This window comes from Streptomyces sp. NBC_00376 (assembly GCF_036077095.1).
Taxonomy (GTDB): domain Bacteria; phylum Actinomycetota; class Actinomycetes; order Streptomycetales; family Streptomycetaceae; genus Streptomyces.
Map to the genome: position 1 here is coordinate 5866999 of NZ_CP107960.1, position 19815 is coordinate 5886813.

Below are 19815 nucleotides of genomic sequence, written 5' to 3' on the forward strand. Positions count from 1 at the left end.
GCGCTCATGGAATTTGTGATCCTGATTCTGGGGTTGCTCTTCTTCGCGTTTGTGGCCCTGGGCGTGTACGCGGGCATCAAAGCCGTGGGCGCGGCGAAGCGCGGTGTGGACCGGACGATCAGCCAGGCGCGCCGCACCGTCGAGGAGACCACGCTGCGGGCGAAGAGCTACGGGCAGACGGGTGTGGGCGGCGAGCTGGCGCAGCTCCGGCTGGCGCTGCGCACATCCATGCGGGCCACGCAGGAGGCATTGCGGGCCGGAGTCGCCGAGGACGCCTCGCTCTCGGAGTCGCTGGGCCTGTTCCAGCGGCTGAGCGTGCACGGCCGTGAGCTGGACGACGAGCTGAAGAAACTGGAACGCGAGCCCGACCGGGCGACCGTCGCCTCGTTGTTGCCGAGCCTGAAGCAGCGTACGGAGCGGATCACGCACTCCGCGGATTCGCTGCGATGGGCCGCGCGTGACCGGGCGCGGCAGTTCTCGGACGACTCGCTGGACGCGCTGAACGCACAGATCGACGTGGAGGCGGGGGCGCTTCGCCACTGGACCGCGGAGACGGACGAACCGGTCCAGGGGCAGGGCGGCCGGCCGCAGGGCGACACGAGCGGGCAGAGCCGGGGACCTGGGCAGGACCAGCGGCCGGGGCACGAACCGCGGCCGGAGCAGGACCGGCGGCCGGAGCAGGACCGGCGGCCGGAGCAGGGGAGCGGGCCGGCCGATGATGCGGCGCGGGCGATCACGGCTCCCGACCCGCGACGGCAGACCGCATACCCATGGCAGAAGACGGCCCGGCCCGAAACGCCGAACTGACACGTTCGATGACCGCCGGTGACCGGATGCGGTCCGAAGCGGTCAGGAGAGATCATTCGGCCGGGGTCGGACTGCCGGGACACGGACTCGCCAGGTAACCTCCCGCTCATGTCCCGCCATGTCGCGATCGTCACCGATTCCACGGCCTACCTGCCGCCCGAGACGATGGAGCGGCACGGCATCACCGCGGTGCCGCTGACCGTCGTCCTCGGTGATCAGGCTCTGGAGGACGGCACCGAGATCTCGGCCCGTTCCCTCGCCGTGGCGCTCCAGAAGCGTCGTCCCGTGACCACGTCCCGGCCGAGTCCCGAGGTGTTCGCCGCCGCGTACCGGGATGCGGCCGAGGCGGGGGCCACCGGCATCGTCTCGCTGCACCTCTCGGCCGAGATCTCGGGAACGTACGACGCCGCCCTGCTCGCGGCGAAGGAGGCGTCGGTTCCGGTACGGGTGGTGGACACCGGGATGGTGGCCATGGCCCTCGGATTCTGCGCCCTGGCCTCGGCGGAGACGGCGGAGGCGGGCGGAAGCCTGGACGAGGCGGTCGCGGCCGCGGAGAAGCGGGCAGCGGGCACCTCCGCGTACTTCTACGTCGACACGCTGGACTATCTGCGCCGTGGTGGCCGCATCGGTGCCGCACAGGCCCTGCTGGGGTCGGCACTCGCCGTGAAGCCGTTGCTCCAGCTCGACGGCGGCCGTATCGAACTGCTGGAGAAGGTACGGACGGCCTCGAAGGCGATCGCACGCCTGGAGGAGATCGTCGCGGAACGGGCGGGCAGCGGCCGAGTGGACATCGCCGTGCACCACCTCGCGGCCCCCGAGCGGGCGGAGCGGCTCGCCGAGCGGTTGCGTGGGCGGGTGCCGGGGCTGGTCGATCTGCATGTGAGCGAGGTGGGTGCGGTGATCGGTGCGCACACCGGGCCCGGTCTGCTCGGGGCAGTGGTCTCGCCGCGCTGACCCGGGGCGGGAGGCCCTGCCGGTCACTCGTACGTCACCCCGAGGGGTGGCCGAGTTATCCACAACTGGTCGGTTGTCCACCGGAATTGATGCTGCTCAGCGGGTTCGGGCAGATGTGCCTACCGTCGTGAGGCATGACTCCCCGATCACCTCGTGCAACCAGCGGCAGCGGCCCCGGACGGGCCCCGGCCTCGGACGTCCGTGTTCGCAGTGGTCCCGGCACCGGACCGGGCGGTGGCGCCGGCACCGGACCAGGCTCGGGGCCGGGCTTCGGGCCCGGTCGGCGACGGGCGTCGCGCGGGGGTGCGAACGCCGTAGCGGCGGCTTCGCGCCGTCGGGCGGACGCGCTCATGACGGGCGGGGTCGACGGGCGGGCCGCGCGGCCCGTGCTGGGGACCGCCCCGGCTTCGGTATCGGCTCCGGCCCCGGTCGCGGAGCCGGTATCGGGCCCGACCGTGGCCTTGGTTCCGGCCTCGGCCCCGACCCCGCCCTCGGTTCCGGTCTCCGGGGTGGCAGGGCGGTGGCGGGAGAGAATGGTTCCCGCGCTGCGGGAACGGATTCCGGTGTGGCTTCAGCTCAGATGCGGCTTGGAGCCAAAGACCCTTGCCGCGTTGGCTGTTGTCCTGGTTGCGGCCGGAGTCTTTGCCGCAGTGCATTTCTGGTCCGCGCGCCCCCAATCCGTGCGTGCCCCCGATCTGGTCGACGAGGCCGCGCATGCCCGGACATCGCCTCCGGCGTCGGAGGGCGTCGGAGTGCCGGAGCCCTCACCGGGTCCGCCGCCTGCGACAGGTCCGGGCGGGCACATCGTCGTCGACGTGAGCGGAAAGGTACGAAGGCCCGGGATCCGGCAACTGCCCTCCGGCTCAAGGGTGGCCGATGCGCTACGTGCGGCCGGCGGAGTCCGGGCCGGAGCAGACCTCACCGGGCTCAACCGCGCGCGGGTGCTCATGGACGGCGAGCAGATCGTGGTGGGCGCCCCGTCCGGTACTTCAACTGAGGGTGGGGCGGGAGGAGTCGCGCTGGGCAGCAGCGGCGGCGGCGGGAGTGCTGCGGCCGGCCCGGTCAGCCTCAACACCGCGACCGTCGAACAACTGGACACGTTGCCCGGCGTCGGCCCGGTTCTCGCCCAGCACATCGTCGACTACCGCGCACAGCACGGCGGTTTCCGGTCCATCGATGAACTGCGTGAGGTCAACGGGATCGGTGACCGCCGGTTCGCCGACCTCCAACCACTGGTGGGGCCATGAGCCACCTGGACGTCCATGCGGCTTCGGGCCGTCGGCTCGGCCTCTCCGAACCGCGGCAGGAGGGCCCGGCCGATCTCCGTCTGGTCCCGCCTGCCTTGGCGGCCTGGGCCGGAGCGGCGCTGGCGCTGAGTGCGCCGGGGCGGTGGACCACGGCAGGCGTGATGCTCTGCGTGGGCACGGCCATGGTGCTCCTGGCCATGGCGGGAGCCTCGGCAACCCGGGCGCTGCGCAGGACGGCCGAGGACGAAGAGGGAGGCGAGGGCGAGGGCGAAGGGGATTCCCAGGACGCGGAGGCGGGTGAGGAAGGGGCGAGGGGCGAGGCCGCGTCACGCGGTCGGCGGTGGCCGCGGGCCACGGCCACGGCGACCGCCACAGCCACCGCCGCGGCCTTGCTCTGCGCGGCGGCCGGGGCCGTATCGGCCGGGTTGCACAGCGCGGACGTACGACAGGGGCCGGTCCACACGCTGGCCCAGCGGTTCGCGAGGGTCGAGGCGGAGGTGACGGTGACGTCCGATGCCCGGCGGACCACGCCGCGGGTGCGGGGCGACCACAGCACGCCCGCCGCCCTCCTCGTGGACGCCGAGATCACCCGGCTGACCGGGCCCGACGGCGCGGTCACCAGGCTGAGTACACCGGTGCTGCTGATCGTCTCGCCCGGCGGATCGACGGGGCGGTGGCAGCAGCTGCTCCCCTCCACCCACCTGCGCGTCGGCGGCCGGCTTTCGCCGCCGCTGCACGACGGGGAGCGCAGTGCCGCCGTGCTGCGGCCCGAGGGCAAGGGGCCGCCTCGCGTCATCGGCCCCCCTTCCGCCCTCCAGCGCACGGCAGGCGCGCTGCGCGGCGGACTGCGGCAGGCCACCGAACGGCTCGATCCCGATGCGAAGGCCCTTCTCCCGGGCCTGGTGGTCGGCGACACGTCACGGATCACCCCCGAACTGCACGAGGCGTTCAAGGCCGCCGATCTCACCCACCTGATGGCGGTCTCCGGCTCCAACCTCGCGATCCTCCTCATCCTCCTCATCGGACCACCGGGCACGGCGCTCCGGGCCGAACGCCGCGGGCTGGCACCCCGGTTGGGGATCCCACTGCGGTTCACGGCACTGCTCGGCGGCGGGCTCACGCTTGCCTTCGTCATCGTCTGCCGCCCCGAGCCGAGCGTTCTGCGGGCGGCAGCCTGCGGGCTGATCACCCTGCTCGCCATCGGAACGGGGCGGCGCAGATCGCTGATTCCCGCGCTGGCAGCCGCTGTTCTCCTGCTGGTGCTCCACGACCCGTGGCTGGCGCGCAGTTACGGTTTCGTCCTCTCCGTGCTGGCCACCGGCGCCCTGCTGACGATCGCCCCGAGATGGAGCGATGCGCTGCAACGGCGCGGAGTTCCGGCCCGGCCCGCCGAGGCGCTGGCCGCGGCAGCCGCTGCGCAGGCGGTGTGCGCGCCGGTGGTCGTGCTGCTCGCCTCCCGGGTCAGCCTGGTGGCGATTCCGTGCAATCTGCTGGCCGAGCCGGCGGTGGCACCGGCCACGGTCCTGGGGTTCGCCGCACTGGCCCTGGCGCCGGTGGCCATGCCGGTGGCGGAGTTGCTCGCCCGGATCGCGGGGTGGCCGACCGGTTGGATCGCCACGGTGGCCCGCACCGGGGCGGCCCTGCCCGGGGCGGAGATCGACTGGCCCGACGGCGGGAAGGGGGCGGTGCTGCTCACCGCGTTGACCGCTCTGGTGGTGCTCTTCGCCCGGCGAATCGTGCGGCACCCCTGGGTCTGTTCGGCCGCCGCGCTGCTGTTGATCCTCGCGGTGTTGCGCCCGGTGCCGTTCACCCGGGTACTGACCGGATGGCCGCCGCCGGGCTGGACGTTCGCGATGTGCGACGTGGGGCAGGGGGACGCCCTGGTGCTGGCGGCGGGGGACGGTGCGGGGGTGGTCGTCGACGCGGGCCCCGACCCTTCGCTCGTCGACCGGTGCCTTCGCGACCTCGGCATCACCGAGGTGCCGTTCCTGGTCCTCACACACTTTCACGCCGACCATGTGCGGGGCCTGCCAGGGGTGTTGCGGGGAAGGGCGGTGGGTGCGATCGAGACGACGAGCCTGGACGAACCGCCGGACCAGGTCGCGTTCGTACGGAGAACGGCGGCCGAATCGCATGTGCCCCTGGTGCGGGCCGCGCCGGGGGAACGCCGCCGGATCGGGGCGCTCGACTGGCGGGTCCTCTGGCCGGCGAATGCGACGGGAGCCGGGGGAACAGCGTTGGGCCAGGGCGCCGGCCCCGTACCGCTGGAGCCGAACGATGCCAGTGTCACCCTGTACGTCCGAACCGGCGGGTTGACCCTGCTGCTTCTGGGAGACCTCGAACCACAGGCCCAGCAAGGGGTGTTGCACCGATATCCCGCACTGCCGAGGGTGGACGTGCTCAAGGTCGCGCATCACGGCTCAGCGCATCAGGACCCCGCGCTGCTGCGCAGTGCGCGTCCGCGGTTCGCCCTGGTGAGCGTGGGCAAGGACAACCCGTACGGTCACCCGGCCGCGCGAACCGTCGAGGCACTCCGAGCGGGCGGCGCCGCGGTGCTGCGTACGGACACCGATGGCGCGATCGCCCTGACGGGTGCCGGCCCGGGGCTGCGGGCGGTGGGCCGGTCATGACCGGAACGAGCCGGGAGTGCCGGGCACGAGGCGAATTCGGACCTTCGGTAACACCTACGCCCAAGCCATTCCAAGACCCGCCTAGCCGCTCTGTTTGCCTCGAACGGCACAATGGTGATCGAATGCATGCTCGTCGGTGGGCCGCTGCTCCGACAGAGACGTCCAGCCGCCGGGCCCCAAGGTGAATCGTCCCCGGGGGAAGGTGGAACATGTTCGGTCGTTGGCTGAACAGCAGGCGAGCGACGGGCGTGGCGCAGGGCAATGCCCTGGCCGGGCTGGAAGTGCCGCTCACTGCCGGATTGCTCAGTTGCCGGGTGCTCGACCCGGTCAACGCGGTCGTGCCGCAGGCAGAGTTCGTGGTCACGGACGGCGCGGGCCGAAAGGTCTTCGGCGGTGAGACCGACCCGTTCGGCAATGTCCTCGCCACCGTCCCGGCCGGTGAGTACCGGCTGGCCGTCACGGCCGAGGGCTTCACCCCCTTCCATGCGTCGGCCACTGTGGCCGAGGGCGGTCACGCGAGTCTGGGTGATGTGACCCTGCAACTGTCCGCGCCTCCGCAGCTTCCCGCACCGGGGGAGTGGGAGGTCGAGCCGATGCATTCACAGATCGGCTTCACGGCCCGGCACATCGGTCTGGCGCGCATCCACGGCCGGTTCAACAACTTTGCGGGTGCCGTGCGGATAGCCGACCGCATGGAGGACTCGGCCATGCACGTGATCATCGACGCCGCGTCGATCGACACGAATGTCCAGATGCGGGACGACCATCTGCGCTCCAGCGACTTCCTCGACGTCGGGCGCTACCCGACGATGGAGTTCTACAGCGACCGCTTCGTCCACCGCGGCGGCACCCGCTGGGGCGTCACCGGTGCGCTCACGCTGCACGGTGTCAGCCGCACGGTCACCCTGGACACCCAGTACCTCGGCCTGGGCAACGGCCTGGAGGGCGAGACCCGCGCCGCCTGCCGGGCCACCACGGAACTGCACCGCGAGGACTTCACTCTCACCTGGCAGACCATGCTGGCCCGAGGCATCGCGGCCGTCGGCTCCAGCATCTCCATAGACATGGACATCCAGATCGTCCCCAAGACCTGAGCCGCCGGCGCCCCGCTGAGAACTCCCAAAGAATGATCTCTGCATACCGGGATCGCCCGGGGGCACCTGCCACAGGAGTTCGGTTTCGGCCCGCGTCGGTCGGCTCGCTTCACTGCCAGTAGTTCAGTGCACGTGGTGATGTGACCACCTCGTTCGGCCAGGTCCTCCGCACCCGCTCGTACTGCCTGCGCAGGTCATCGACCCAGCCGTGGCCCACGTCCAACCAGATTCGGACCGAGGAGATCGACTCGGCTTCGTCCTTTACCGTGACGATGGGCACGGGCACCGAAAACTGGCGGTCGATCTCAATTCGGATCTCAGTATTGCGCAGCCAGCGGATGCCACTGCCTGCTGCGAGCTCGTCCAGGGCCGAGTGCCAGTCGTCCAGATCCTCGGGTGACAGACGCACCTCAAGGCGCCCGTTGGCGAAGCCACTCGTGACGATGATCTCGGCGTCGAGGTAGTCGTTGTACGGAGTCGCCCCCGGCATGTGTCGACCCAGTACTCGCAGCCGGACGCTACTGTCCGCGCCGACCATGTGGATCAAGTCCACCCCGTCGTCCTCAACCACGAGCCCTCCCGAAACCCAAGACGATCACCGTCATCGTGCAGGACTCACGGACCGACGCCCACGTCTCGAAGATCATTCAGTCAGGAGTTCTGAGGCGCTTCTAGCCACCCCTCGTACTCCGCGGCGAAGGCATCCAGCGCCGAGGAGTCCAGCCGCCCCGACGGGTCCTCCACGACCACCAGCCACTGGGCGTCCTCGGCGTCGTCCTCACCGGCCAGCGCATCGCGTACGAGCTGGGGCTCCTCGGCGACCCCGAACCGGTCGGCGAGCTCTCCGGCCACCTCCTCCGCGGCATCGCGGTCGGGCAGCACCAGTACATGTCTCACATCGCTCACCTGACCATTCTCCCGTACCGGGTGTGCCGCACGGCCCGGCGAGGAGCCTCTGGCCGGACAGCCTCAGCGGCCGTTCATGTGCATGACGCTCTCGGGGTACCGGCTGCCGGCGACCACCGACGGCGGCAGCGCCGTGTCCAGGCGCCGCAGCTCGTCCGGGCCGAGCGTGAGTTCCGCCGCCGCGAGGTTCTCCTCCAGCGTCGACCTGCGCTTCGTGCCGGGGATCGGCACGATGTCGTCGCCCCGGTGCAGCAGCCAGGCGAGCGACACCTGCGCCGGGGTCGCACCGCACCCGCGGGCGACGTCCCGGACCACGTCGGCGGCCGCGGAATTGATTCTGAAATTATCGCCCTGGAATCGCGGATCGTGCCTTCGGTAGTCGTTCTCCGGGTATTCCTCCGCGCGGACCGCCGTGCCGGTCAGGAATCCTCGACCCAGCGGTGAATAGGGAACGAGTCCGATACCCAGATCTCGGATCACCGGCAGGATCTCCTGCTCCAGATCGCGTTCCCAGAGCGAGTACTCCGTCTGGAGAACCGATACGGGACAGACCTCGTGAGCCCGGCGGACGGTGCTCGCTCCCGCCTCCGAGAGGCCGAAGTGGAGAACCTTTCCGGCCGCGATGAGTTCGCCGACCGCCCCGGCCACGTCCTCGATCGGCACCTCCAGGTCCACCCGGTGCTGGTACAGCAGGTCGATCCGGTCCGTACCCAGTCGGCTCAGGCTCCCGTCGACCGCCTCGCGTATGTGCTCGGGCCGGCTGTTGAGCGCGCCCCGCGCGGTGCCCTCGTACTCCCAGCCGAACTTCGTCGCGACGACCGCGTCGTCCCGGCGGCCGCGCAGCGCCCTGCCTAAGAGTTCTTCGTTGACGAACGGGCCGTAGGACTCCGCGGTGTCGAAGAAATCGCAGCCGAGGTCGAGGGCCCGATGGATGGTCCTCATGGACTCCGTGTCGTCCGGAATTCCATATGTCTGGCTCATTCCCATGAATCCCAGCCCGAGGGCGGAAACTTCCAGTCCGGTATTGCAGAGCCGGCGGCGTGGAATCATTGACGAACTCAATTCGGGTTCTCCTCCGGAATTCACTTGATCCGTTGTCGCGGCAGGAATCCTGGCAATGTGCAGAATTCTCCTGCCAGGGCGAGCGGAGGGGCGTGCGGGCCAGGCGGGCGGGGGAGGGAGACCGGGAGCTGTCAGTGGTGCATGGGATGCTGGACGACGATGGCCACCAGAAGGAATTCCACCGACGACCCGCTCGCCCCCCTCACGCTCGCCGTGGGCCAGGAGGACCTGCTCCTCGACCGCGCCGTGCAACAGGTGGTGGCGGCGGCCCGGGCCTCCGACCCCGACACGGATGTCCGAGACCTCACCTCCGACCAGCTCCAGCCCGGCACCCTGGCCGAGCTGACGAGCCCGTCGCTCTTCGCCGAGCGCAAGGTGGTGATCGTGCGCAATGCGCAGGATCTCTCCGCCGACACGGTCAAGGACGTCAAGGCGTATCTCGGCGACCCGGTCGAGGAGATCACCCTTGTGCTCCTGCACGCGGGCGGCGCCAAGGGCAAGGGCCTGCTGGACGCGGCGCGCAAGGCGGGTGCGCGGGAGGTCGCCTGCCCGAAGACGACCAAGCCGGCCGAGCGGCTCTCGTTCGTACGGTCGGAGTTCCGGGCACTGGGGCGCTCGGCGACGCCCGAGGCGTGCCAGGCGCTGGTCGACTCCATCGGCAGCGATCTGCGGGAGCTGGCGAGTGCGGTCTCGCAGCTCGTCGCCGATGTCGAGGGCACCATCGACGAGGCGGTCGTCGCCCGTTACTACACGGGCCGTGCCGAGGCGTCGAGCTTCACGGTCGCCGACCGTGCGGTGGAGGGCCGGGCGGCGGAGGCGCTGGAGGCGCTGCGCTGGTCGCTGTCGACCGGGGTGGCGCCGGTGCTGATCACGAGTGCGCTGGCGCAGGGCGTACGGGCGATCGGCAAGCTGTCCTCGGCCCGCGGCGGGCGGCCCGCCGACCTCGCCCGTGAGCTGGGGATGCCGCCGTGGAAGATCGACCGGGTGCGGCAGCAGATGCGTGGCTGGACACCCGACGGGGTGGCCCTCGCCCTGCGGGCGGTCGCGGAGGCCGACGCGGGGGTCAAGGGCGGCGGCGACGACCCGGAGTACGCCCTGGAGAAGGCCGTGGTCGCGATCGCGCGGGCGGCACGGTCGGGGCGGTGAGCCCGGGGCCGGGTGACCACACCGGCCCCGCCCGGCCACGGGCACGTACGCCGAAGGCCCCGCCCGGCCACGGGCACGTACGTACGCCGAAGGCCCCGTCCGACCACAAGCACGTACGCCGAAGGCCCAGCCCCGAAGGCCCCCGCCCCGCACTGAGCGCGTACGCCGAAGGCCCCGGTCTCGCTCTGGGGAGAGCTGAGGCCGGGGCCTTCGGTTCACGCTTGGTGCGCCGCACCCGCGTGGCGAACGCAGGTTCGGTGTGCGGCGCGGGGTGCCGGTCAGGAACGGGAGAGAGGGCCCGCTGGATCCGTCCCGGCGATCACATCAGAATGCTCAGCCCTGGAGGGAGGCAACCTTGGAGGCCAGCGCCGACTTCTTGTTGGCGGCGGCGTTCTTGTGGATGACACCCTTCGAGACGGCCTTGTCGAGCGCGCGGGAGGCGTCGCGAGCGGCCGAGGTGGCCTTCTCGACGTCACCGGCGGCGGCAGCCTCACGGGCCTTGCGGATAGCGGTCTTGAGCGAGGACTTGACGGCCTTGTTGCGCAGGCGCGCCTTCTCGTTCGTCTTGTTCCGCTTGATCTGGGACTTGATGTTCGCCACGAAAGAGCCTTTTCAGGTTCGTTGGATCATTCGATGTGCGCCCCACGGCCTGAGAGAGTCGCGAGGCACAGCTGTCAACGGTACCAGCCCCACTCCGACCGGCCTAAACCGGTCTCCGCCCCGCAACCATGGGACGATGGAGGCTACGTATCGATCCGACCGACCCGACATCGACCCGAGACACGGCGTTCGGCGTCTCAAGAATCAGGACCCTGCGTGCCCGCGACTCCTACCAACGTGCCCGAGCCGAGCCGTACCGACCCGGCGCTGATCCGCAATTTCTGCATCATCGCGCACATCGACCACGGCAAGTCGACCCTTGCCGACCGGATGCTCCAGCTGACCGGTGTGGTCGACCAGCGGCAGATGCGTGCTCAGTACCTCGACCGGATGGACATCGAGCGCGAGCGCGGCATCACCATCAAGTCCCAGGCGGTGCGGCTGCCCTGGGCGCCCACCACGGGCGAGGGCCAGGGCCGCACCCATGTCCTCAACATGATCGACACCCCGGGCCACGTGGACTTCACCTACGAGGTCTCCCGCTCGCTCGCCGCCTGCGAGGGCACGGTCCTGCTGGTCGACGCCGCGCAGGGCATCGAGGCCCAGACCCTGGCCAACCTCTACCTGGCGATGGAGAACGACCTCACCATCGTCCCGGTACTCAACAAGATCGACCTGCCGGCCGCGCAGCCCGAGAAGTTCTCCGAGGAGCTGGCCAACCTCATCGGCTGCCAGCCGGAGGACGTGCTCAAGGTCTCCGCGAAGACCGGCATCGGCGTGGACGCGCTGCTCGACCGGGTGGTCAGGGACGTCCCGGCCCCGATCGGCCAGGCGGACGCCCCGGCCCGCGCGATGATCTTCGACTCGGTCTACGACTCGTACCGCGGCGTCGTCACGTACGTCCGTGTGGTCGACGGCCAGCTCAACAAGCGCGAGCGCATCAAGATGATGTCCACCGGCGCCACCCACGAGCTGCTGGAGATCGGGGTCTCCTCCCCGGAGATGACCCCGGCCGACGGCCTCGGCGTGGGCGAGGTCGGCTACATCATCACCGGTGTGAAGGACGTCCGGCAGTCCAAGGTCGGTGACACCATCACCTCCCTGAACAAGGGCGCGACCGAGGCGCTGGGCGGCTACAAGGACCCCAAGCCGATGGTGTTCTCGGGTCTGTACCCGCTGGACGGATCGGACTACCCGGACCTGCGCGAGGCGCTGGACAAGCTCCAGCTCAACGACGCCGCCCTGGTGTACGAGCCGGAGACCTCCGCGGCCCTCGGCTTCGGCTTCCGCGTCGGCTTCCTCGGGCTGCTCCACCTCGACGTGATCCGGGAGCGGCTGGAGCGCGAGTTCGGCCTCGAACTCATCGCCACCGCCCCCAACGTGGTCTACCGCGTCGACATGGAGGACGGCACCGAGCACACCGTCACCAACCCGAGTGAATTCCCCGAGGGCAAGATCGACAAGGTGCACGAGCCCGTCGTGCGCGCCACGGTCCTGGCCCCCAGCGAGTTCATCGGCGCGATCATGGAGCTCTGCCAGAACCGGCGCGGCACCCTGCTCGGCATGGACTACCTCTCCGAGGACCGGGTCGAGATCCGCTACACCCTGCCGCTCGCCGAGATCGTCTTCGACTTCTTCGACCAGCTGAAGTCGAAGACCCGGGGTTACGCCTCGCTCGACTACGAGCCCACGGGCGAGCAGACCGCCCAGCTCGTCAAGGTCGACATCCTGCTGCACGGCGACAAGGTCGACGCGTTCTCCGCGGTCACGCACAAGGACAAGGCGTACGCGTACGGCGTCCGGCTCGTCGCCAAGCTGCGCGAGCTGATCCCGCGGCAGAACTTCGAGGTGCCGATCCAGGCCGCCATCGGCTCCCGGGTCATCGCCCGTGAGACCGTCCGCGCCATCCGCAAGGACGTCCTCGCCAAGTGCTACGGCGGTGACATCTCCCGTAAGCGGAAGCTGCTGGAGAAGCAGAAGGAGGGCAAGAAGCGGATGAAGATGGTCGGCAACGTGGAGGTGCCGCAGGAGGCCTTCATCGCCGTGCTGTCCACGGACGAGTCGGGCGGCGAGAGCAAGGGCAAGAAGTAGCCCGCCCGAGCCGCACCCCGCCCCCACCCCCGGTGGTAGCCCGAACGGGCCCCCGCGTCGCAGCATCTCGCGACGCGGGGGCCCGTTTGTTATGAAGCGGCGGCCCGTTGCCTCTTACGCGGTGGACGCGGGCGCTCTACCCTGATCACGACTTCGTAGTTACTCGCCAGTTAAACAAGCCCCGCGCGAAACAGGCCCCGCAGGACGAGCGCCGCAGGACCAAGCAGACAGACACCCGCAGGAACAACAGGAACAAGCAGCAACCAGCAGCCGGTCGTGAAGCACTGCCGCAGGCCCGGAGGACGTCGTGAGCGACACACTGACCTTGATCGAGAACCGACCGCCCTCCGTGGCGAACCTCTTCATCGACCGCGTGGCGGCCACCCCGGACGGGGAGGCCTACCGCTACCCCGTCCCCGCGGCCACCGGCGCCGGACCCGATGAGTGGAAGTCGCTGAGCTGGGCGCAGGCCGCCGAGCGGGTCTACGCCATCGCGGCCGGGCTCATCGGTCTGGGCGTGCGGCCGGAGGAGCGGATCGCGCTCGCCGCCAGCACGCGGGTGGAATGGATCCTCGTCGACCTCGGTGTGATGTGCGCGGGTGCCGCCACCACCACGATCTACCCGTCGACCAACGCCGAGGAGTCGGCGTTCATCCTCTCCGACTCCGACAGCCGGGTGCTCATCGCCGAGGACGCCGCCCAGCTGGCCAAGGCCCGCGAGCGCCGCGCCGAGCTGCCGGACCTCGCCCATGTCGTCGTCATCGACCCCGAGGGCGCCGACCCCGCCGAGGACGACCCCGAGGGCTGGGTGCTCACCCTCGCCGAGCTGGAGGCCCGCGGCGCCGAGTACCTGGCGCAGCACCCCGAGGCGATCAAGGAGCGGGTCGCCGCCATCACGGCCGACCAGCTGGCCACCCTGATCTACACCTCGGGCACCACCGGCCGCCCCAAGGGCGTGCGCCTGCCGCACGACAACTGGTCGTACATGGCCAAGGCCACCGTGGCCACCGGCCTCATCACCGCCGACGACGTCCAGTACCTCTGGCTGCCGCTCGCGCACGTCTTCGGCAAGGTCCTCACCTCCGGCCAGATCGAGGTAGGCCACGTGACCGCCGTCGACGGCCGGGTCGACAAGATCATCGAGAACCTGCCGGTGGTCCAGCCGACGTACATGGCCGCGGTGCCCCGCATCTTCGAGAAGGTGTACAACGGCGTCGCCGCCAAGGCGCGGGCCGGCGGCGGGGCCAAGTACAAGATCTTCCAGTGGGCGGCCGGGGTCGCCCGCGAGTACGCGACGGTCTCGCAGGACAACTTCCGGCGCACCGGCACGGCCTCCGTCCCGTTCGGGCTCGGCGCCAAGCACAAGGTCGCCGACACCCTCGTCTTCGCCAAGATCCGTGAGGCGTTCGGCGGCCGGCTGCGCGCCTGTGTCTCCGGCTCCGCCGCCCTCGCCACCGACATCGGCCTCTTCTTCTCCGGCGCCGGGATCCACATCCTGGAGGGCTACGGCCTCACCGAGTCCAGCGCCGCCTCCTTCGTCAACCCGGGCGAGGCCTACCGCACCGGCACCGTCGGCAAGCCGCTCCCCGGCACCGAGGTGCGGATCGCGGACGACGGCGAGATCCTGCTGCGCGGCCCCGGCCTGATGGAGGGCTACCACGGGCAGCCGGAGAAGACCGCCGAGGTACTGGAGCCGGACGGCTGGTTCCACACCGGCGACATCGGCGAGCTGTCCGTGGACGGCTACCTCCGGATCACCGACCGCAAGAAGGACCTGATCAAGACGTCCGGCGGCAAGTACATCGCCCCGGCGGAGGTCGAGGGACAGTTCAAGGCGGTCTGCCCGTTCGTCTCCAACATCCTGGTGCACGGCGCGGACCGGAACTTCTGCACCGCCCTGATCGCACTCGACGAGCCGACCATCCTCGGCTGGGCCGCCGAGAACGGCCTGGGCGGCAAGCCGTACGCCGAAGTGGTCGCCTCCCCGCAGGCCGTCGCGCTCATCGAGGGCTACGTGAAGCGGCTCAACGAGGGCCTGCAGCGCTGGCAGACCATCAAGAAGTTCCGGCTGCTGCCCCGCGACCTGGACATCGAGCACGGCGAGCTGACGCCCAGCCTCAAGCTGAAGCGGCCGGTCGTCGAGCGCGAGTACAAGGGCCTCATCGACGACATGTACGCGGGGACCCGCGAGGCATAGGGCCTGCCCCACGGTGTTCCTCCCGCTCTTTTTCTCCGCTCACTTCGGCAACTCGTTGCTTATGGGCATGGTCCATCTGTCACTCTGTCGGTGTCGTCAGCGCCGCCCAACGAGAACAGACAGACAGCAACGAGAACAGACAGAGCGAGAACAGGTCAGGAGCTGCACCGTGGGGCCCATTCCCTTGCAGCGGGACATCGTTCAGCGTCCCGGTGATCCCGCAGGCCGTGCGGACGCACGGCCGGTCGCCCATACGTCCCTGCCCGGGAACCTCCTCGCACCCTCCGCCGCCCGCAGGTTCGTCCGGGCCGCGCTCGGCGAGTGGACCGGGCTCGGGCTGCCCGCGGCCGTGGGTTTCAGCGAGCGCGTGGCCGAGGACGCGGAAGTCGTCGTCAGTGAACTGGTCACCAACGCGGTCGTGCACGCCGGGACCAATGTGGAGGTGCTCGCCCGGCTGGAGGAGGCCGCCGAGGACGAGGTCGCGGCCCTGGTGCTGGAGGTCTCGGACCACCACCCGGCCCGCGCCGTGCGCAGCGACCGCCCGGAGTCCGGGAGCGCCGCCGACGCCGCGGAGGGCACCAGCCTCGTCGGCCCCGACGAGCCCGCCGAGTACGGTCGCGGGCTCCAGCTCGTCGGCACCCTCGCCGAGCGCTGGGGCATCACCTACCGCACCGGCCTCAAGACCGTCTGGGCCAGGCTCCCCGTGGACGACTGGAACCCCTTCCCGGAACCGGCGGCCGAGCCCGGGTTCCAGCAGGGGCTGCGCGCCGCCGAGCTGCTCGCCCCCACCGCCCGGCGTGCGCTGCGCGACGACGCGGACTGGGCCGGCCGCGGCGCGCTCTCCTTCCTCGCCGAAGCCTCCGACCTGCTCGCCGGCCAGCTCGACGAGGACATCGTGGCGGCGCTCTCCGGACAGTTACTGGTGCCCAGACTCGCCGACTGGTGCGCGATCTGGCTGGAACCCGAGAACGGCGGCCCCTCCGCCGTACCCCGGCTCGCCAGCATCTGGCACCGGGACGAGGCCGAGACCGGGGAGCTGCGCACCCTGCTGGAACAGGACCCGATCCGGCTCCCCGAGCGGGTCGGCACCGGGCCCGTCTCCATGCCGTGGCCCGGCGGCGAGGAGGAGGGCGCGAAGGCCGACGAGCCCGCCGCGTCCGCCCTCGCCTACCGGATCACCTCGGGCGGCCGGACACTCGGCGCCGTACTCCTCGGCCGGGAGGGCCTCGCCCGCGTCCCCGACGAGGTGACCGCGCTCATCGAGGACTTCGTGCGCCGGGTCGGCCTCGCCGTCGGCGCCGCCCGCGAGTACACCCGGCAGGCCACCATCAGCCGCATCCTGCAGCGCGCCCTGCTGCCCGGCAAGGTCGCCGACATACCGGGGGTCACCAGCTCACTGGTGTACGAACCCAGCGACGACGGCGTCGTCGGCGGTGACTTCTACGACATCTTCCCCTGCCCCGGCGACCGCTGGTGCTTCGTGCTGGGCGATGTGCAGGGCAGCGGCCCCGAGGCCGCCGTCGTCACCGGCCTCGCCCGCCCCTGGCTGCGGCTGCTGGCCCGCGAGGGCTTCGGCGTCGGCGAGGTCCTGGACCGGCTCAACCGGCTGCTCCTCGACGACGCGATGGAGGCCGCCGAGGCCGCCGCGCTCATGGTGGCCGCCGCCGGCGGCCAGCAGACCCCGGACACCGGGCAGTCCCGCTTCCTGTCCCTGCTGTACGGAGAGCTCGTACCGCTGCCCGGCGGCGGCGTGCGCTGCACCCTGGCCAGCGCCGGCCACCCGCTGCCGCTGCTGCTGCGGCCCGACGGCGAGGTGCGCCCGGCCGCCGAGCCGCAGATGCTGCTCGGGATCTTCGACGACGTCGCGTACGAGAGCCAGAGCTTCGAGCTGGCGCCCGGCGACAGCCTGCTGTGCGTCACGGACGGGGTGACGGAGCGGCGCTGCGGGCCGCTGATGTTCGACGACGGGGACGGACTGTCCCAGGCGCTGGCCGGCTGCACCGGGCTGTCGGCGGACGGGATAGCGGACCGGATCAAGCGGGCGGTGCATGAATTCGCCGAGCGGCCGCCCGACGACGACCTGGCGCTGCTGGTGCTCCAGGCGGGGTGAGGACGCGTGGCCGGGGACGGGCGGCCTCCGTGATCACGGGCGTGGCCGGGGGTTCCCCGGCGGCGAGCGACAATGGGCGGTATGCCTTCCGTACTGCCCGATGGTGAACCCGTACCCGACGACGGGGCGCTGCCCCGCCATGCCCTGGAAGGCGCGGCCGGCCGGCCGCTCGGCTTCTACCTGCACGTGCCGTACTGCGCGACCCGCTGCGGCTACTGCGACTTCAACACCTACACCGCCACCGAGCTGCGCGGCTCCGGCGGTGCGCTGGCCTCCAGGGACAACTACGCCGAGCATCTGATCGGCGAGGTCCGCCAGGCCCGCAAGGTCCTCGGCGACGATCCGCGCCCGGTTCGCACGGTCTTCGTCGGCGGCGGTACGCCGACCCTGCTGGCCGCCGCGGACCTGGTCCGGATGCTGGGGGCGATCCGCGAGGAGTTCGGGCTCGCGGACGACGCCGAGATCACCACCGAGGCCAATCCGGAGTCCGTCTCCCCGGCGTACCTCGTCGAACTGCGTGAGGGCGGCTTCAACCGGATCTCCTTCGGGATGCAGAGCGCCCGGCAGCACGTGCTGAAGATCCTGGACCGTACGCATACGCCGGGGCGGCCCGAGGCATGTGTCGCCGAGGCCCGGGAGGCGGGCTTCGAGCACGTCAACCTCGACCTGATCTACGGCACGCCGGGGGAGTCCGACGACGACTGGCGGGCCTCGCTGGACGCGGCGATCGGGGCGGGGCCGGACCATGTGTCGGCGTACGCGCTGATCGTCGAGGAGGGCACCCGGCTGGCCCGCCGGATCCGGCGCGGCGAGATCCCGATGACCGACGACGACGCCCACGCCGACCGGTACCTGATCGCGGACGAGGCGATGGCCGCGGCGGGCTTCTCCTGGTACGAGGTGTCGAACTGGGCCCGCACGCCCGAGGGGCGCTGCCTGCACAACGAGCTGTACTGGCGCGGGGCCGACTGGTGGGGCGCCGGACCCGGGGCGCACAGCCACGTCGGCGGGGTGCGCTGGTGGAACGTGAAGCACCCGGGCGCGTACGCGCAGGCGCTGGCCGAGGGGCGGTCGCCGGGGGCCGGGCGCGAGATCCTCTCCGAGGAGGACCGGCGGGTCGAGCGGATCCTGCTGGAGCTCCGGCTCCAGGACGGGTGCCCGCTCGACATCCTGGCCCCGGCCGGTCTGGCCGCTTCCCGCCGTGCGCTGGCGGACGGGCTCCTGGAGCCGGGGCCGTACGAGCGGGGGCGGGCGGTGCTGACCCTGCGGGGCCGGCTGCTGGCGGACGCGGTGGTGCGGGACCTGGTGGACTGAGGGCGGGGGCTCCGCCCCTGGGCCCCCGCCTCCCCGGCTACTCGGGTGCCGTCACGAAGTCGATCAGGTGCTCCACCGAGCCCAGCAGGGACGGCTCCAGGTCGCGGTACGAGTGGACCCTGGACAGGATGTGCTGCCAGGCCGCGCCGGTGTTCTCCGGCCAGCCGAGCGCGCGGCACACGCCCGTCTTCCAGTCCTGGCCGCGAGGGACCACGGGCCAGGCCGTGATGCCCACGGAGGACGGCTTCACCGCCTCCCACACGTCGATGTAGGGGTGGCCGACCACCAGTACGTTCCCGTCCGTGACCTGGTCGGCGATCCGGGACTCCTTGGAGCCGGGGACCAGGTGGTCGACCAGGACGCCCAGCCTGGCGTCCGGGCCGGGGGAGAACTCGCGCACGACGGCGGGAAGGTCGTCGATGCCCTCCAGGTACTCGACGACCACGCCCTCGATCCGCAGGTCGTCGCCCCAGACCCGCTCGACCAGCTCCGCGTCGTGCCGGCCCTCCACATAGATCCGGCCCGCCCGCGCGACCCGGGCGCGCGCCCCGGGCACCGCGACCGAACCCGAGGCCGTCCGCGCGGGGCGCACCGGAGCGGCGGCCGAGGGGCGTACGAGGGTGACGACCCGGCCCTCCAGCAGGAAGCCGCGCGGCTCCATCGGGAACACCCGGTGCTTGCCGAAGCGGTCCTCCAGGGTCACCGTCGGACCCTGGGCCGTCTTCTCGCAGCGGATCACCGCGCCGCAGAATCCGGTGGCGACCTCCTCCACGACCAGATCGGCTTCGGCGGGCACCTCGGGAACGGGGGCGGACCTCTTCCACGGCGGGGTCAGGTCCGGCTGGTAGCTGCGCATCGGACGACGATAGGACGACTTGGCCCCGGGGGTCACGACACGCCGAAGCGCACGGCCAGTTGTTCGCGCTGGTCGCGTACGAACGCCGCGTCCACCACCGCCCCGTGCCCCGGCACGTACACCGCGTCCTCGCCGCCCAGCGCCAGCAGCCGGTCCAGGGAGGCCGGCCACCGGGCGGGGAAGGCGTCCCGGCCCGCCTGCGGTTCGCCGGACTCCTCGACCAGGTCGCCGCAGAGCACGATCGCGGGGGAGCCGGGGACGACCGCCACCAGGTCGTGGCTGCTGTGCGCGGGGCCCACGTCGGCCAGCAGCACCTTGCGTCCGCCGCCCAGATCGAGCGTCCACTCGCCGCACACCTCGTGCTGCGGCGCGACCAGCGCGTCGACGGCCTCCACCGCGTCGTGCTCCTCGACCCCGTGGCGCACGGCCGAGCTGTGCAGCTCGTCCTTCCCGTGCTTCAGCAGCTCGGCCATGCCGACCGCCCCGTACACCTGGGCGCCGGAGAACGCGGCCGTGCCCAGCACATGGTCGAAATGGGGATGGCTGAGTGCGATATGCGTCACCCTCCGGCCGAGCAGGGCCTGCGTCTGGGCCCGCACCTCGGCGCCCTCGCGGAGCGTCGATCCGGTGTCGTAGAGGAGCACTCCGTCCGTTCCCGACACCAGTGCGACCGTCGCGTCCCACCCGGGAAGGCGCCTCCGCCCCACTCCGCGACCGAGTCGCTCCCAGCCGAACTCTTCCCAAGAGGCATCCATACCGTGACGCTATCCGCAAACCACCTGTGAGGTCGCGAGGTAGCGT

General features: G+C 71.2%; 16 protein-coding genes. 10 read left to right on the plus strand and 6 right to left on the minus strand.

Features of this window, described 5'->3' with window-relative positions; translation table 11 throughout:
* The first annotated feature begins 6 nt into the window (after positions 1-6).
* The 5 genes from OG842_RS26355 (at position 7) to OG842_RS26375 (ending at position 6732) form a co-directional block, all read left to right on the plus strand.
* Positions 7-807: a hypothetical protein gene (locus OG842_RS26355; protein ID WP_266733095.1), complete on the plus strand. Its 801-nt coding sequence runs from the start codon at positions 7-9 to the stop codon at positions 805-807.
* 108 nt (positions 808-915) lie between these two features.
* Positions 916-1761, plus strand: coding sequence for a DegV family protein (locus OG842_RS26360; protein ID WP_266733096.1), 846 nt, complete (start codon positions 916-918; stop codon positions 1759-1761).
* A gap of 815 nt (positions 1762-2576) precedes the next feature.
* On the plus strand, positions 2577-3008 hold the full coding sequence (locus OG842_RS26365) for a ComEA family DNA-binding protein (protein ID WP_323185787.1): 432 nt from the start codon (positions 2577-2579) through the stop codon (positions 3006-3008).
* Positions 3005-5638 carry a ComEC/Rec2 family competence protein gene (locus OG842_RS26370; protein WP_266733099.1) on the plus strand — a complete coding sequence of 878 codons (2634 nt, stop codon included), beginning with the start codon at positions 3005-3007 and terminating at the stop codon, positions 5636-5638. The genes OG842_RS26365 and OG842_RS26370 overlap by 4 nt, the downstream gene beginning before the upstream one ends.
* A 209-nt stretch (positions 5639-5847) precedes the next feature.
* On the plus strand, positions 5848-6732 hold the full coding sequence (locus OG842_RS26375; protein WP_266733101.1) for a YceI family protein: 885 nt from the start codon (positions 5848-5850) through the stop codon (positions 6730-6732).
* 109 nt (positions 6733-6841) lie between these two features.
* Here OG842_RS26375 and OG842_RS26380 read toward each other — a convergent pair whose 3' ends face one another.
* From OG842_RS26380 to OG842_RS26390, 3 genes are all read right to left on the minus strand, one after another.
* Positions 6842-7303 carry a DUF5959 family protein gene (locus OG842_RS26380; protein WP_266733103.1) on the minus strand — a complete coding sequence of 154 codons (462 nt, stop codon included), beginning with the start codon at positions 7301-7303 and terminating at the stop codon, positions 6842-6844.
* 80 nt (positions 7304-7383) lie between these two features.
* Positions 7384-7638: a hypothetical protein gene (locus OG842_RS26385; RefSeq protein WP_266733105.1), complete on the minus strand. Its 255-nt coding sequence runs from the start codon at positions 7636-7638 to the stop codon at positions 7384-7386.
* Positions 7639-7701: 63 nt separating this feature from the next.
* Complete coding sequence (locus OG842_RS26390) at positions 7702-8688, minus strand: aldo/keto reductase (protein ID WP_266733831.1); 987 nt, start codon at positions 8686-8688, stop codon at positions 7702-7704.
* 171 nt (positions 8689-8859) lie between these two features.
* Here OG842_RS26390 and holA point away from each other — a divergent pair, with 171 nt between their 5' ends.
* On the plus strand, positions 8860-9846 hold the full coding sequence (gene holA, locus OG842_RS26395) for a DNA polymerase III subunit delta (protein WP_266733107.1): 987 nt from the start codon (positions 8860-8862) through the stop codon (positions 9844-9846).
* A gap of 333 nt (positions 9847-10179) precedes the next feature.
* Here the strand turns inward: holA and rpsT are convergent, their stop codons facing one another.
* Positions 10180-10446 carry a 30S ribosomal protein S20 gene (gene rpsT, locus OG842_RS26400; protein WP_072483588.1) on the minus strand — a complete coding sequence of 89 codons (267 nt, stop codon included), beginning with the start codon at positions 10444-10446 and terminating at the stop codon, positions 10180-10182.
* A 216-nt stretch (positions 10447-10662) separates the two neighbouring features.
* Here rpsT and lepA point away from each other — a divergent pair, with 216 nt between their 5' ends.
* The 4 genes from lepA (at position 10663) to hemW (ending at position 18158) form a co-directional block, all read left to right on the plus strand.
* Positions 10663-12537 carry a translation elongation factor 4 gene (lepA, locus tag OG842_RS26405; RefSeq protein WP_266733108.1) on the plus strand — a complete coding sequence of 625 codons (1875 nt, stop codon included), beginning with the start codon at positions 10663-10665 and terminating at the stop codon, positions 12535-12537.
* Positions 12538-12844: 307 nt separating this feature from the next.
* Positions 12845-14734, plus strand: a complete 1890-nt coding sequence (locus OG842_RS26410; protein ID WP_266733110.1) for an AMP-dependent synthetase/ligase — start codon at positions 12845-12847, stop codon at positions 14732-14734.
* 184 nt (positions 14735-14918) lie between these two features.
* Positions 14919-16844 (plus strand): ATP-binding SpoIIE family protein phosphatase, encoded by a 1926-nt coding sequence (locus OG842_RS26415; protein ID WP_266733832.1) that lies wholly within the window; start codon positions 14919-14921, stop codon positions 16842-16844.
* Between the two features lie 72 nt (positions 16845-16916).
* Positions 16917-18158, plus strand: coding sequence for a radical SAM family heme chaperone HemW (gene hemW, locus OG842_RS26420; RefSeq protein WP_266733111.1), 1242 nt, complete (start codon positions 16917-16919; stop codon positions 18156-18158).
* A 37-nt stretch (positions 18159-18195) separates the two neighbouring features.
* On the opposite strand, the gene OG842_RS26425 is transcribed toward hemW, so the two are convergent.
* Together OG842_RS26425 and OG842_RS26430 are read right to left on the minus strand one after the other, a co-directional pair.
* Positions 18196-19014 (minus strand): DUF3097 domain-containing protein, encoded by an 819-nt coding sequence (locus tag OG842_RS26425; protein WP_266733113.1) that lies wholly within the window; start codon positions 19012-19014, stop codon positions 18196-18198.
* A 32-nt stretch (positions 19015-19046) separates the two neighbouring features.
* Positions 19047-19769: an MBL fold metallo-hydrolase gene (locus OG842_RS26430; protein WP_266733115.1), complete on the minus strand. Its 723-nt coding sequence runs from the start codon at positions 19767-19769 to the stop codon at positions 19047-19049.
* Between the last annotated feature and the right edge of the window lie 46 nt (positions 19770-19815).

Bases quoted from the DNA above. Each gene is read 5' to 3' on its own strand.
- OG842_RS26355 (WP_266733095.1), top strand. From the start codon at position 7: ATGGAATTTGTGATCCTGATTCTGGGGTTGCTCTTCTTCGCGTTTGTG.
- OG842_RS26430 (WP_266733115.1), bottom strand. From the start codon at position 19,769: ATGGATGCCTCTTGGGAAGAGTTCGGCTGGGAGCGACTCGGTCGCGGA.
- OG842_RS26360 (WP_266733096.1), top strand. From the start codon at position 916: ATGTCCCGCCATGTCGCGATCGTCACCGATTCCACGGCCTACCTGCCG.
- hemW (WP_266733111.1), top strand. From the start codon at position 16,917: ATGGGCGGTATGCCTTCCGTACTGCCCGATGGTGAACCCGTACCCGAC.
- OG842_RS26425 (WP_266733113.1), bottom strand. From the start codon at position 19,014: ATGCGCAGCTACCAGCCGGACCTGACCCCGCCGTGGAAGAGGTCCGCC.
- OG842_RS26390 (WP_266733831.1), bottom strand. From the start codon at position 8,688: ATGATTCCACGCCGCCGGCTCTGCAATACCGGACTGGAAGTTTCCGCC.
- OG842_RS26375 (WP_266733101.1), top strand. From the start codon at position 5,848: ATGTTCGGTCGTTGGCTGAACAGCAGGCGAGCGACGGGCGTGGCGCAG.
- OG842_RS26370 (WP_266733099.1), top strand. From the start codon at position 3,005: ATGAGCCACCTGGACGTCCATGCGGCTTCGGGCCGTCGGCTCGGCCTC.
- holA (WP_266733107.1), top strand. From the start codon at position 8,860: ATGGCCACCAGAAGGAATTCCACCGACGACCCGCTCGCCCCCCTCACG.